This window comes from Streptomyces formicae, assembly GCF_002556545.1.
GTDB classification, from domain to species: Bacteria; Actinomycetota; Actinomycetes; order Streptomycetales; family Streptomycetaceae; genus Streptomyces; species Streptomyces formicae_A.
Genome location: NZ_CP022685.1, coordinates 5,643,577 through 5,657,694 on the forward strand (window position 1 = coordinate 5,643,577; position 14,118 = coordinate 5,657,694).

The following is a 14,118-nucleotide window of genomic DNA, read 5'->3' on the forward strand; positions in this document are numbered from 1 at the left end:
TCGATCGAGCGGGAGGGGAGGGCGCAGGAGATGACTTCCGGCGCGCCTGCTCATAACGCTTCAGTGCACAACTACGGACGCGGTGCCACGGAACAGTCGCCGTCAAGGCACCATGGACCGATGCGCGATGACAAGACGACGGTGATCGGTGCCCTCGTCCTTCGCGCGGTCGAGGGTGACGAGCAGGCCACGCACGATCTCCTGGCGCACGTGCACCCTCTCGCGCTGCGTTACTGCCGTACGCGGCTCTCCCGGCTGCCGGGTGACGCGCGGCACTTCGTGGAGGACCTGGCGCAGGAAGTCTGCGTCGCCGTGCTGCTCGCGCTGCCGCGCTACAAGGACACGGGGCGTCCCTTCGAGGCGTTCGTCTTCGCGATCGCCGCGCACAAGGTGGCCGACCTGCAGCGTGCCGCGATGCGCCATCCCGGATCGACCGCGGTGCCCTCCGACGAGATGCCGGAGCGGCCCGACGACTCGCTCGGTCCCGAGGAGCGCGCCCTGCTCAGCAGCGACGCGGAGTGGGCCAAGAAGCTCATGGCCAACCTCCCGGAGAACCAGCGGGAGCTGCTGCTGCTCAGGATCGCCGTCGGGCTCACCGCGGAGGAGACCGGGCAGATGTTGGGGATGTCACCCGGGGCGGTCCGCGTGGCCCAGCACCGGGCGCTGAGTCGGCTGCGGGCGCTGGCCGAGCAGTAGCCGCGCCGCATGGGTGTGCGACGTAGGAACGTACAAAGCTTGCCGATGATCTTGATCGTGGAATGAGACACCCTCGGATCCCGTTAGCATGGACATCCGCACCGATCAAGGCCATTTGGGGAAGGTGTCATGACTGCAAACGTCGACGGAGTGCCCGATAAATTCGCGACGCTCGGGCTGACCTACGACGACGTGCTGCTGCTGCCGGGCGCGTCGGACATGGCGCCCGACCAGATCGACACTTCCTCGCTCATCTCGAAGAACGTGCGAGTGAACGTCCCGCTGCTGTCGGCCGCGATGGACAAGGTCACCGAGTCCCGCATGGCGATCGCCATGGCGCGGCAGGGTGGCGTCGGCGTGCTGCACCGCAACCTCTCCATCGCCGACCAGGCCAACCAGGTCGACCTGGTGAAGCGCTCCGAGTCCGGCATGGTCACCGACCCGATCACGGTGCACCCGGACGCGACGCTGGCCGAGGCCGACGCGATCTGCGCGAAGTTCCGCATCAGCGGCGTCCCGGTGACCGACCCGGCGGGCAAGCTGCTCGGCATCGTCACCAACCGTGACATGGCCTTCGAGTCGGACCGCTCGCGCCAGGTGCGCGAGGTCATGACGCCGATGCCGCTGGTCACCGGCAAGGTCGGCATCTCCGGCGTGGACGCCATGGAGCTGCTGCGCCGCCACAAGATCGAGAAGCTTCCGCTGGTCGACGACGCGGGCATCCTCAAGGGCCTCATCACGGTCAAGGACTTCGTGAAGGCCGAGAAGTACCCGAACGCCGCCAAGGACACGGAGGGCCGCCTCCTCGTGGGCGCCGCCGTCGGCGTCGCGGGTGACGCGTTCGAGCGCGCCCAGGCGCTGGTCGCCGCTGGCGTCGACTTCATCGTCGTCGACACCGCGCACGGCCACTCCCGCTTGGTCGGCGACATGGTCGCCAAGATCAAGTCCGACGCCCCCGGCGTCGACGTCATCGGCGGCAACATCGCCACGCGCGACGGCGCGCAGTCCCTGATCGACGCCGGTGTCGACGGCATCAAGGTCGGCGTGGGACCCGGCTCCATCTGCACGACGCGTGTCGTCGCCGGTATCGGCGTACCGCAGGTAACGGCCATCTACGAAGCGTCGCTCGCCGCCAAGGAGGCCGGTGTCCCGGTCATCGGCGACGGTGGCCTGCAGTACTCCGGAGACATCGCCAAGGCGCTCGTCGCCGGTGCGGACACGGTCATGCTGGGCTCGCTGCTCGCCGGCTGCGAGGAGTCCCCGGGTGAGCTGATGTTCATCAACGGCAAGCAGTTCAAGTCGTACCGCGGCATGGGTTCGCTGGGCGCCATGCAGACCCGCGGCGAGCAGAAGTCCTTCTCCAAGGACCGCTACTTCCAGGAGGGCGTCGCCTCCGACGAGAAGCTGGTTCCCGAGGGCATCGAGGGGCAGGTGCCCTACCGCGGCCCGCTCGCGGCCGTCGTGCACCAGCTGGTGGGCGGCCTGCGCCAGTCGATGTTCTACGTCGGCGGACGCACCGTCCCCGACCTCCAGGCCAACGGCCGTTTCGTACGCATCACGTCCGCGGGCCTCAAGGAGAGCCACCCGCACGACATCCAGATGACGGTCGAGGCGCCGAACTACAGCCGTAGCAAGTAGCCTCCCGGCTCCACGCGCGCGTGGAAGGGGCGGCCCCGGTCATCCGGGGCCGCCCCTTCCACGTGTGTCGGGGATACTGGACAGGCAGACCAAGAGGGAAAGGCCCCACAACGTGACTGAGATCGAGATCGGGCGCGGCAAGCGCGGCCGCCGCGCGTACGCGTTCGACGACATCGCCGTCGTACCGAGCCGGCGCACCCGCGACCCGAAGGAGGTCTCGATCGCGTGGCAGATCGACGCCTACCGCTTCGAGCTGCCCTTCCTGGCCGCCCCCATGGACTCGGTCGTCTCGCCCGCGACCGCCATCCGGATCGGTGAGCTCGGCGGCCTCGGCGTGCTGAACCTCGAGGGCCTGTGGACGCGGCACGAGGACCCGCAGCCGCTGCTCGACGAGATCGCCGAGCTGGACGCGGAGAACGCGACCCGTCGGCTCCAGGAGATCTACTCCGCGCCGATCAAGGCCGACCTCATCGGGCAGCGCATCAAGGAGGTGCGCGACTCCGGTGTCGTCACCGCCGCCGCGCTCTCCCCGCAGCGCACCGCCGAGTTCTCCAAGGCCGTCGTGGACGCGGGCGTCGACATCTTCGTGATCCGCGGCACCACGGTCTCCGCCGAGCACGTCTCCGGCGCCGCCGAGCCGCTGAACCTGAAGCAGTTCATCTACGAGCTCGACGTCCCGGTCATCGTCGGCGGCTGCGCCACGTACACCGCCGCCCTGCACCTGATGCGCACCGGCGCCGCGGGCGTCCTGGTCGGCTTCGGCGGCGGCGCCGCGCACACCACGCGCAACGTGCTCGGCATCCAGGTGCCGATGGCCACCGCCGTCGCCGACGTCGCGGCCGCCCGCCGTGACTACATGGACGAGTCCGGCGGCCGTTACGTGCACGTCATCGCCGACGGCGGCGTGGGCTGGTCCGGCGACCTGCCCAAGGCCATCGCGTGCGGCGCCGACTCCGTGATGATGGGCTCCCCGCTGGCCCGCGCCACGGACGCGCCCGGCAAGGGCCACCACTGGGGCATGGAGGCCGTCCACGAGGACGTGCCGCGCGGCAAGAAGGTCGACCTGGGCACGGTCGGTACGACCGAGGAGATCCTCACCGGGCCCTCGCACATCCCGGACGGCTCGATGAACTTCTTCGGAGCGCTGCGCCGCGCGATGGCGACCACGGGCTACAGCGAGCTCAAGGAGTTCCAGCGCGTCGAGGTGACCGTCGCGGACTCGCAGCACAAGCGGTGACGATCTGAGGGTCCGGTTTCTGGACGCGGGTCTACGAAGGGCCCCGGTACGCGTGCGTACCGGGGCCCTTTCGCGTCCTCACAGGCGGTGGGCGGCGCCCGCCGGAGTCGCGCCCCTCGTGTCGAGCAGGAGTTGGGCCTTCACCGCGAGCCCCTGGAGGTCGTACGTGCGGTGGTGCTGGAGCAGGATCGTGAGGTCGGCGTCGGCGGCCGCCTCGTAGAGGGAGTCGGCGCGCGGCACCGGACGGCCGAGGATGCTCCAGTTGGGGACGTAGGGGTCGTGGTAGCTGACGGCCGCGCCCATCTCCATGAGGCGCGTCGCCACCTCCTGGGCGGGGGCGCCCTGCTGGTCGGCGAGGTCGGGCTTGTAGGTGACGCCCAGGAGCAGGACGCGGGCGCCGCGGGCGGACTTGCCGTGTTCGTTGAGCAGGGTCGCCGAGCGCTGGATGACGTACTGGGGCATGCGGTCGTTGACCTGCTGGGCCAGTTCGACCATGCGCAGGGGGCGGGCGCCGCGGGAGGGGGCGGGGATGTCCAGGGGGACGCCGTGGCCGCCGACGCCGGGCCCCGGACGGAACGCCTGGAAGCCGAACGGCTTGGTCTCCGCGCAGCGGATGACGTCCCACAGGTCGATGCCCAGGTCGTGGCAGAGCACCGCCATCTCGTTGACCAGGGCCATGTTCACGTGCCGGTAGTTGGTCTCCAGGAGGTGCACGGTCTCGGCCTCGCGGGGGCCGCGCGCGCGGACGACCTTGTCGGTGAGGCGGCCGTAGAAGGCGGCGGCCGACTCCGTGCAGGCCGGGGTGAGGCCGCCGATGACCTTGGGGGTGCCCGCGTAGCCGTGCAGCCGGTTGCCCGGGTCGAGGCGTCCCGGGGAGTACGCGAGGTGGAAGTCGCGGCCCGCCCGCAGGCCCGACCCCTGTTCGAGGATGGGGCGCAGGAATTCCTCGGTGGTCCCTGGGTAGGCGGGAGACTCGAGGATCACCGTGGTGTGCGGGCGCAGCCGTGCGGCCAGGGACCTGGCGGCCTCGGCCACCTGGGTCAGGTCGAGCGAGCGGTCCGCGGCCGCCGGTGTGGGCGCGCAGATGACCGCGGTACGGACCCGGCCGAGCTCGACCGGGTTGGTGGTCGGCCGGAAGCCCCCCGAGAGCATCCGGCGGACGTCGGCCGCGGTGAGGGTGCCCTCGGCGCCGTCGCAGGGCAGTCTGCCGCCCGCCAGGTCGGCGGCGCGGGCGGGGTCGTAGCCGATGGTCGCGATGCGGGCGGCGACGGCGGCCTGGGCGAGGGGCAGGCCGAGGTGGCCGAGACCGATGACAGCGAGATCTGCGGGCATGGCGGTGGGCCGTCCTCCCAATAGCCGGACCGGGACGAGTGCGCAAGCCCTGTGGACAAGGCGGACCAGCGCAATGTCAGACTAGGAGTAAATATGACCGATATGCGGCATTGCCTGGCTCCGGAGTCCGGAGTGTTGTCCACAGGCCGCGGCGGCGATCAGCGGGCGCGGCCGAAATCTGGGCATGATGTGAGTCCGACCACACCCGATCGCAACGGGAGGCAGCAGTGAGGACAGCGACACTGGGGCCGGCGGAGCGTGCCGAGTCACTTGCGGGAATGGCCGACCGGGAGCTGGACGTCCTGGTCGTGGGCGCGGGGGTGGTCGGTGCGGGGACGGCACTCGACGCGGTCACCCGCGGCCTGTCCACCGGCCTGGTCGAGGCCAGGGACTGGGCGTCCGGCACGTCGAGCCGGTCGAGCAAGCTGATCCACGGCGGCCTGCGCTATCTGGAGATGCTCGACTTCGCGCTCGTGCGGGAGGCGTTGAAGGAGCGCGGGCTCCTCCTGGAGCGGCTCGCCCCGCACCTGGTGAAGCCGGTGCCGTTCCTCTACCCCTTGCAGCACAAGGGCTGGGAGCGGTTGTACGCGGGATCGGGCGTCGCGCTCTACGACGCCATGTCGATGTCGCGCGGACACGGCAGGGGTCTGCCCACCCACCGCCACCTGACCCGGCGTCACGCGCTGCGCGTCGCCCCCTGCCTGAAGAAGGACGCCCTGGTCGGGGCGATGCAGTACTACGACGCGCAGATGGACGACGCCCGCTACGTGGCCACGCTGGTGCGCACGGCGGCGGCGTACGGCGCGAAGGTCGCCAACCGGGCCAAGGTCACCGGCTTCCTGCGCGAGGGCGAGCGCGTGGTCGGCGCCCGCGTGCAGGACGTGGAAGGCGGCGGGGAGTACGAGATCAGGGCCAAGCAGATCGTGAACGCCACCGGCGTGTGGACGGACGACACGCAGGCCATGGTCGGCGAGCGGGGACAGTTCCACGTCAGGGCGTCCAAGGGCATCCACCTCGTGGTGCCCAAGGACCGGATCAACTCCACGACCGGCCTGATCCTGCGGACCGAGAAGAGCGTCCTGTTCGTCATCCCGTGGGGGCGGCACTGGATCGTGGGCACGACCGACACGGACTGGGACCTCGACAAGGCGCATCCGGCCGCGTCCAGCGCCGACATCGACTATCTCCTCGAGCACGTGAACTCGGTGCTCGCGGTGCCGCTCTCGCGGGACGACGTCCAGGGGGTGTACGCGGGGCTGCGGCCGCTGCTCGCCGGGGAGTCGGACGCCACGAGCAAGCTGTCGCGCGAGCACACGGTCGCGCATCCGGCCCCCGGTCTCGTGGTCGTCGCGGGCGGCAAGTACACGACGTACCGCGTGATGGCCAAGGACGCCGTGGACGAGGCGGTGCACGGCCTGGACCAGCGCGTCGCCGACTGCGTCACGGAGGACGTCCCGCTGGTCGGCGCCGAGGGCTACAAGGCGATGTGGAACGCGCGCGCCAGGATCGCCGCGCGGACGGGCCTTCATGTGGTGCGTGTGGAGCACCTGTTGAACCGGTACGGCTCGCTGGCCGAGGAAGTGCTCGACCTGGTGACCGCCGACCCCACGCTCGGCGCGGTGCTGCAGGGCGCGGACGACTATCTGCGCGCCGAGGTGGTGTACGCGGCCTCGCACGAGGGCGCGAGGCACCTGGACGACGTGCTGACGCGGCGCACGCGCATCTCGATCGAGACCTTCGACCGGGGCACGCGCAGCGCCCGCGAGTGCGCCGAACTGATGGCGCCCGTCCTGGGCTGGGACAAGGACCAGATCGAGCGGGAGGTCCAGCACTACGAGAAGCGGGTGGAGGCCGAGCGCGAGTCGCAGCGGCAGCCGGACGACCTGACCGCGGACGCGGCGCGGCTCGGCGCGCCGGACATCGTGCCGCTCAACTAGCGCTCGGAGGTCAGGTTCTGAGGGTCCGGGTGATGCTGCCCACCCTGACGTGATCGGCGCGGGGCGGCGGCGGGGCCCGCGCGGGAGAAGGACGCGCGCGGCGCGGCCGCCGGGCGCGCCACGCCGACGTGCGGCGTTCCCGACGCCCGTGGCCGGTGTGACGGCCTGGACGGCCCCGGGCGCCGGGAGCGGCGCACGGCCAGGGGGAGTTCGGCTGCCTCGCCGGTCGGCGGGCAGAGGGGCGGGGCCTTGCTTCGGCCGGTGAGCAGCGGAAGAGTGGCGTCCACGGCCGGATTCGCGGGCCCCGGCGGGTTGGCCGTCCCGCTGATGAGGGCCCCCGCGAGGAGGACGGCCGACCGCGTGCGCGGTTTCGGTACGGCGGCCCCCTCCTTGTCCGCGGCCCTTCATGAGGGACGGTGGACCCTGGGCGCGGAGCGGTCCTTGAGTAAGGGACAATGAAGGCTCTGTCAGGGCGGGTTGCGCGGGTAGCAGCGGTAGCAGCAGAGGGGACGCATGTCGGACGCGGAGCAGACGGGTGAGGCCCGTCGGGACAAGAGCGAACGTCTCCTCGCCGGCCGGTACCGGCTGGGAGAGGTGCTCGGCCGCGGTGGCATGGGCACTGTGTGGCGTGCCAAGGACGAGACGCTCGGCCGTACGGTCGCGGTGAAGGAGCTGCGGTTCCCCTCGAGCATCGACGAGGAGGAGAAGCGGCGCCTCATCACGCGGACGCTGCGCGAGGCCAAGGCGATCGCGCGGATCCGCAACACCAGCGCCGTGACCGTCTACGACGTGGTCGACGAGGACGACCGGCCGTGGATCGTGATGGAGTTGGTCGAGGGCAAGTCGCTGGCGGAGGCGATCCGCGAGGACGGCCTTCTGACGCCGCGTCGGGCGGCCGAGGTCGGGCTCGCCGTGCTCGACGTCCTGCGCTCCGCGCACCGCGAGGGAATCCTGCACCGTGACGTGAAGCCGTCGAACGTGCTGATCGCCGAGGACGGCCGGGTCGTCCTGACCGACTTCGGCATCGCGCAGGTCGAGGGCGACCCGTCGATCACGTCCACCGGCATGCTCGTCGGCGCGCCGTCGTACATCTCGCCGGAGCGGGCGCGCGGGCACAAGCCGGGACCCGCGGCCGACATGTGGTCGCTCGGTGGTCTGTTGTACGCGGCGGTGGAGGGCGTGCCGCCGTATGACAAGGGATCGGCGATCGCGACCCTCACCGCGGTGATGACCGAGGACGTGGAACAGCCGGTGAACGCCGGGCCGTTGGAGAAGGTCATCTACGGCCTGCTCGCCAAGGACCCGGAGCAGCGGCTCGACGACGTGGGGGCGCGGGCGCTCCTGATGGACGTGATCCACGCGCCGGAGCCCAAGGCGGAGCCCGAGCCGGTCGAGGCGACCAAGGTGGTGCCGCTGCCGCCCGTTCCGGGCAAGAAGGGTCTTGGCAAGAAGGTCCTCGGCAAGGGCTCGGGTAAGGGGCCGGGCCGAGGTCTTGGGAAGAAGGGGCTCGGAGCATCGGGTTCCGCCGGTGCTGCCGCCGCTTCCTCCGCGGCTGCGCCTGCCGTTCCTGCTGCGCCTGCTACTCCTTCCGTACCTCCCGTTCCCCCCGCTGCTCCTTCTTCTGCGCCTTCTGTGCCTTCTGCGCCTCAGGCTCAGTCCGCCGGTTCCGCCGGTTCCTCCGGGACGCTCGGCGGGCGCAAGGCCGAGGAGGCCGCCGACCGGCTGAAGGGTGCCCTGCGGTCGGCCCGCAAGGCCGCCGCCTCGGCCACCGCGCGGGGCGCGGGCGCTGGTGCGGCCGGGGCCGCCGGGTCGCCGCAGCCGGGCACGCCGCCTCGGGCGCCGGTCAAGGCGTCGCTCACCGATGTGGTGCCGCGCAGGACCCTGGTGATCGTGTCCGTGGTCGCCGTGCTCGCGGTCCTCGGGACGGTGCTCGCCTTCGCGCTCGGGGGCGACGACAAGGGCTCGTCCGGCAAGGACAGCAAGGGCGGCGACAAGGCCGCATCCAGCGGGGCGACCGCCGGTGGCGGGGCCAAGGAGTCCGAGAAGGAGTCCGGCAAGGGCGAGGGCTCCGGCGACGGCAAGGGCACCGGCGCGGACTCGGGCAAGGGCGAGGAAGCGGACAAGGGCGACGACCCGGGCAAGGGCGACGCCAAGGACAAGAACAAGGACAAGGGCAAGGACAAGAAGCCCGGTGACGGGGCCGCGTCGACGTACAAGCACGGCCAAGGCTTCTCCATAGGACTGCCCAAGGGCTGGAAGTACCAGTCCACGGGCAGCGCGGGCGCACGCTTCACCGGGCCGAACGGGCAGAAGCTGCTCGTCGGTTGGACCACCACTCCCAAGGACAACCCGGTGGCCGACTGGAAGAGCCAGGAGAACTACATGGTGCGCTCCCAGTACCACCGGATCCGCATAGAGAAGGCGGATTACCGGGACTGGAACACGGCTGACTGGGAATTCACCTATGTCGACGGCGGCACCAAGTACCGGTCGATAGACCGGGGCTTCGTCGTCAACGGCGGGCTGGGCTACGGAATGATGTACACGGCCAAGGCCGACGACTGGGGGAGCGCGGAGCGCAAGAGCGCCTGGCGGACCCTCACGCAGACGTTCGAGCCGAAGTCCTGAGATCTCCTATCCCCTCATTGCGGTTCGCGTAGGGCACGTATCGTGAGTGCTTGCGGACCGTACGCCGCCGCAACAAGCCGTAAGACGAACGGAATTGACCGCCGGGCGGGACGGGGGATGCGTCGTGGACGACTATGCGGGACGGGTGCTCGCCGACCGCTACCGCCTGCCGCTGCCGCCTTCGGATGAGTACGAGCTTGCCGAGTCGCGTGCCTTCGACACGTACAGCGGCCAGGAAGTCCTGGTCAGGCAGGTGCCGTTGCCCGAGATCGTCGATGCGGAAGTGCTCGACGAGGAGGAGCCGCCCGATCTGCCCGCGGGGTTCGTGCCTCGGGAGGGGGCGACGGCGGGGACCGGCGCCCGGCGGGCATCGGCGCGTACGACGCGCAGTCCCACGGATCCCGCGGTCCGCCGTGCCATGGAGGCGGCGCAGTCCGCCGCGCAGATACCGGACCATCCTCGGCTCGACCAGGTCTTCGACGTGTTCGCCGAGGGCGGTTCGCTGTGGATAGTGAGCGAGTTGGTGGCGGCGAGGCCGCTGGCCGCGCTCCTCGCCGACCGGCCGCTGAGTCCCTACCGGGCGGCGGAGGTCGCGGCGGACGTGCTCGCCGCGCTGCGCGTGCTGCACGGGCACGGCTGGGTGCACCGCAACATCACCGCGCGCACGGTGCTGATATGCGACGACGGCCGGGTGATGCTGACGGGCCTCGCGGCGGGCGCGGCCGAGGAGGCGCTGTGCGGGTACGACCCGCGCCCCGAGGAGGAGGGCGAGCCGACGGGCTCGGCCGGGTCCGTCGGGAACGTCGCCACGTACGGAGAGGGAGACGGGGGCGAGGGCGAGGGCGGGGACGAGGGCTGGAGCGGCGACGAGAGCGGCCGGTCCGGGAGTCGCGGACTGCCCTTGTACCGGGACCAGATCGGGCATCCCGGCCAGGACCGTCGGGCCCAGGATCACGGCCAGGAACAGGGGCAGGCCCCAGGGCTTCGCGGGCAAGGCCGGTTCGGGGACGAGCCGGGGGACGCGTTCGGTGAGGCGTCCGGGGACGTGGGGATCGAGCCCGCGCCCGAGTCCGCGGGGCTGCCGCCGGGTGACGCGCGCGCCGCGCGGGCCGGGGCCATCGCGGCGTACCGCGCGGGGGCGCGGGCCGCGGCGCGGATGAACGACGAAGAGCCTTCCGTGCCCGGACGGATCTCGGATCCCTACGGAGTCGCGGGCGCCGCGAAGCCCTGGCACGGGGCGGTGCCGCGCAACCGGGCGGCCGCGCGGGAAAGCTCCCTCGAACCTCCGCACCGCGAGTCACAGCACCTCGAACCTCCGCACCCCCGATCTCTGCCCCCCGAGCCGCCCGCACCTGCCTCCCCGGCCCCCGACGCCACTGCCCGTCGTGGCCCCACCACCGCGCTCGCCGCCGAGCGCGCCCGGCACGCGCGCATGGTCGTCGTCGGGGCCGTCACCGAGCGCTGGGCGCCCGAGCAGGCAGGGCCCGTCCACGAGAACTGGCAGCTCGCCGCGCCCATCGGGCCCGCCACCGACCTGTGGGCGCTCGGCGCTCTGCTGTTCCGTGCCGTGCAGGGGCACGCGCCGTACCCGGAGGACAGCACGTCCGAGCTCGTGCAGATGGTGTGCGCGGAGCCGCCCGCGTTCGCCGAGGAGTGCGGGCCGCTGCGCCCCGTCGTCGAGTCGCTGCTGCGTCAGGACCCGACCGAGCGGCTCGACTTCGAGGAGCTCGGCGGCTGGCTGCGCTCGCTGGTGCGGTCGGCGCCGGAGCCGGAGGCGGGGGCGAACGTCGTGCCGGTCCCGCCGTACGACGCGGGCAGGCTGCCCGTCGTACGGCGGCGTGGTGAGGTCGTGCGCAAGCGGCGGTCCGCGCCGCCCGCGACCACCGGGCAGGGGCACGGCAGGCACAAGCACAAGAGGAGCAGGGGCAAGGGACAGGGCAAGGACGTCAGGGCCGCCCGTGCACCACGGGAGGTCCGGGCGCCCAAGGAAGCGCGGCTGAGCGAGACCCGGCTCAGGGAGACGAGCCCCCGCGGTTCGAGGCCGGGCGTGCCCCGGCCCGCGAGCGGGGCGCGGCCCCGTTCGCTCGGGAAGCTGTTGCTGATCGCCATCCTGGCGGGGCTCGTCGCGGCCGTCGCGTACGCCATGGTGTTCATGCCCAAGTCCGACGACCGGGCACCGGGCGGGCGCACCGGCTCGGCGGGCGAGGTCAGTTCGGAGCCGAGCACGGACGGCGACGACAAGCCGGGCGAGGGGCAGAAGCCGGGCGGCAAGCCCAAGGACAAGCCGACCAGGACCAAGGGCCCAGGCTCACAGGAGCCGCAGACCACCGACCCCGATCTGCCGAGGGGTTTCGCGCTGCGCAAGGACGCCGAGGGCTTCCGGGTCGCCGTCGCCAGCGGCTGGGACCGCCAGCCCAAGAACGGCCGTGGTCAGGTCCGTTACACGCACGGTGACTTCGAGCTGCTCCTGGTCCCCGGGCGGGACGGCACGGACAGCTTCGGCGGCGACCCGATGAAGTACCAGCGCGAGCACGAGCGCGAGTTGCAGCCCTTCCGCGACTCGTCGTGGGCGACGTCCAGCGGGATGCGGCGGATCGACGTCGGCGGGCGGGCCATGGCCGAGGGGCAGTTCACCTGGCAGGACGCCGACGGCCGCGAGGTCTTCGTACGCAATCTCGCGATGGTGGTCGGCGGGAAGTACCACGTGGTGCAGGTGCGCGGTCCCGAGGCGGAGCGGGACGAGGTGACGCGGCTGTACGAGCAGGCGTCGAGCACGTACCAAGTCGTCGGCTGAGTGAGCAACGAGCACGCACGAGCCGTCGGCTGAGTCGCCGTGGGGCGTATTTCGGCCACGGTCCTGCGGCCCCTCTGACCAGCATGGAACATCCACGACATGCGTCACAGTGCGGTCTCCGTGGACCCCCGGCGGTTCCCTGTACGGGCTTCCCTCCTTAACCTGGGCCTGTCAAGACCATTGCGGGGGAACGTGAATCAGATGCAGGGCCTGCTCCTCGCGGGCCGCTACCGACTCGGTGAGTCCATCGGCCGCGGTGGCATGGGACGGGTGTGGCGCGCGCAGGACGAGGTGCTGCACCGTGCCGTCGCCGTCAAGGAACTGACGGCCGCGCAGTTCGTGCAGGAGGCCGACCGCGCGGTCCTCTTCGCGCGCACCCAGACGGAGGCGCGGGCCGCCGCCCGGATCAACCACCCCGCGGTCGTCACCGTCCACGACGTGGTGCAGTACGACGACCGGCCCTGGATCGTGATGGAGCTGGTCGTGGGCCGCTCGCTGGCGGACGCGGTCAAGGACGACGGCCGCGTCGACCCCGTCGAGGCCGCCCGCATCGGCCTGTGGACCCTGAAGGCCCTGCGCGCCGCGCACGCCGCGGGAGTCCTGCACCGCGACGTCAAGCCCGGCAACGTCCTGCTCGCCGACGACCGGCGCATCCTGCTCACCGACTTCGGGATCGCCGCGATCGAGGGAGACTCGACGATCACGCGGACCGGCGAGGTCGTGGGCTCCGTCGACTACCTGGCGCCCGAGCGGGTCAGCGGCGCCAACCCGGGCCCCGCGTCCGACCTGTGGGCGCTCGGCGCCACCCTGTACACGGCGGTCCAGGGCACCTCCCCGTTCCGGCGCACCTCGCCGCTCGGCACCATGCAGGCCGTGGTCACCGAGGAGCCGGAGCCGCCCGAGCACGCGGGAGCGCTCGCGCCGATCATCAGCGCGCTCCTGAGCAAGGACCCGGCGGCCAGGCCGAGCGCGGAGGACGCCGAGGCGATGCTGGCCGAGGCCGCGGAGGGGCGCAGGCCCCAGCAGGCGCAGGCGTACGTGCCGACGCAGGTGCATCCGTCCGGCGGGACGTACGGGCAGGGGCAGGGGCAGGGGCAGGCACAGGCGCAGAACGCGTACGGGCAGGGGCAGACGCCCACCGCGTACGGGCAGGGGCACACCTCGACCGCGCATCCGCAGCAGCACCAGGGCCACGGGCACACCACCGTCGGCGGCGCGCCCGCCACCGGTTCCGCGCGTGAGCGCCGCCGCTGGCCCGCGCGCATCGCCCTCGTCGTGGTGGCCGCGCTGCTCGGCGGCGCCGGTGTCTTCGGCTATCTGCACTACGCGGACCAGGGTTCGGACAAGGCGACGGGGAACAACGACCCGGGTACGGCGGTGGGCGGCATCCCCAAGAGCTGGAAGCGGGTGAACGACCCGGAGGGCTTCAGCCTGCGGCTGCCCAAGAACTGGAAGCGCGAGGTCAACGGCAACCAGATCGACTACACGCCCGACGGCGGCCGCCGTTTCCTGCGCATCGGCGTCGACAAGAAGCCGACGTTCGACAGCCCCTACACGCACCAGGTGGCCCTGGAGAAGGGGCTGGAGGGCAAGCTCCCCGAGTACAAGCGGCTCGATCTGAACTCCAACACCTTCCGCGAACGTCCCGGCGCGCTGTGGCAGTTCAGCTGGACGGCGGGCGCCAACGACACGACCGCGGGGCCGCGCAGGGCCATCTCGCAGAACTACGTCAGCCGGGACGGCGTCGAGTACGCGATCTACATGTCGGCGCCCGCCCAGGGCTGGGACACCACCCGGGAGCAGTTCGACGCGATGCTGCAAGGGTGGCAGGAGCGCAAGGTGAACTGAGCGGCCGG

At 71.8% G+C, this 14,118-nt stretch carries 8 protein-coding genes; 7 read left to right on the plus strand and 1 reads right to left on the minus strand.

Translation table 11 applies throughout. The features are described from left to right. Positions 1-120 precede the first annotated feature (120 nt). The 3 genes from KY5_RS24705 to KY5_RS24715 all read left to right on the plus strand — a co-directional run bounded on the left by KY5_RS24705 (position 121) and on the right by KY5_RS24715 (position 3,571). A complete protein-coding gene (locus KY5_RS24705; protein ID WP_055549856.1) occupies positions 121-696 on the plus strand; it encodes a sigma-70 family RNA polymerase sigma factor in 576 nt (191 codons plus the stop codon). A 129-nt stretch (positions 697-825) separates the two neighbouring features. Beyond that, complete coding sequence (gene guaB, locus KY5_RS24710) at positions 826-2,334, plus strand: IMP dehydrogenase (protein WP_098244277.1); 1,509 nt, start codon at positions 826-828, stop codon at positions 2,332-2,334. A gap of 112 nt (positions 2,335-2,446) precedes the next feature. Continuing rightward, positions 2,447-3,571, plus strand: a complete 1,125-nt coding sequence (locus tag KY5_RS24715; RefSeq protein ID WP_098244278.1) for a GuaB3 family IMP dehydrogenase-related protein — start codon at positions 2,447-2,449, stop codon at positions 3,569-3,571. Between the two features lie 78 nt (positions 3,572-3,649). Here KY5_RS24715 and KY5_RS24720 read toward each other — a convergent pair whose 3' ends face one another. Beyond that, positions 3,650-4,903, minus strand: coding sequence for a nucleotide sugar dehydrogenase (locus tag KY5_RS24720; protein WP_098244279.1), 1,254 nt, complete (start codon positions 4,901-4,903; stop codon positions 3,650-3,652). 227 nt (positions 4,904-5,130) lie between these two features. Here KY5_RS24720 and KY5_RS24725 point away from each other — a divergent pair, with 227 nt between their 5' ends. The 4 genes from KY5_RS24725 (at position 5,131) to KY5_RS24740 (ending at position 14,110) form a co-directional block, all read left to right on the plus strand. Then, positions 5,131-6,840, plus strand: a complete 1,710-nt coding sequence (locus KY5_RS24725; RefSeq protein WP_098244280.1) for a glycerol-3-phosphate dehydrogenase/oxidase — start codon at positions 5,131-5,133, stop codon at positions 6,838-6,840. Positions 6,841-7,353: 513 nt separating this feature from the next. Beyond that, a complete protein-coding gene (locus KY5_RS24730) occupies positions 7,354-9,468 on the plus strand; it encodes a serine/threonine-protein kinase (protein WP_098244281.1) in 2,115 nt (704 codons plus the stop codon). Positions 9,469-9,592: 124 nt separating this feature from the next. Next, entirely contained in the window at positions 9,593-12,262 is a 2,670-nt protein-coding gene (locus KY5_RS24735) for a protein kinase (RefSeq protein ID WP_098244282.1), read from the plus strand. A gap of 201 nt (positions 12,263-12,463) precedes the next feature. After that, positions 12,464-14,110 carry a serine/threonine-protein kinase gene (locus KY5_RS24740; RefSeq protein ID WP_098244283.1) on the plus strand — a complete coding sequence of 549 codons (1,647 nt, stop codon included), beginning with the start codon at positions 12,464-12,466 and terminating at the stop codon, positions 14,108-14,110. Positions 14,111-14,118 lie beyond the last annotated feature (8 nt).

Coding starts and splice junctions, on each gene's coding strand:
- KY5_RS24705 (WP_055549856.1), top strand. CDS start 121: ATGCGCGATGACAAGACGACGGTGATCGGTGCCCTCGTCCTTCGCGCG.
- guaB (WP_098244277.1), top strand. CDS start 826: ATGACTGCAAACGTCGACGGAGTGCCCGATAAATTCGCGACGCTCGGG.
- KY5_RS24720 (WP_098244279.1), bottom strand. CDS start 4,903: ATGCCCGCAGATCTCGCTGTCATCGGTCTCGGCCACCTCGGCCTGCCC.
- KY5_RS24730 (WP_098244281.1), top strand. CDS start 7,354: ATGTCGGACGCGGAGCAGACGGGTGAGGCCCGTCGGGACAAGAGCGAA.
- KY5_RS24740 (WP_098244283.1), top strand. CDS start 12,464: ATGCAGGGCCTGCTCCTCGCGGGCCGCTACCGACTCGGTGAGTCCATC.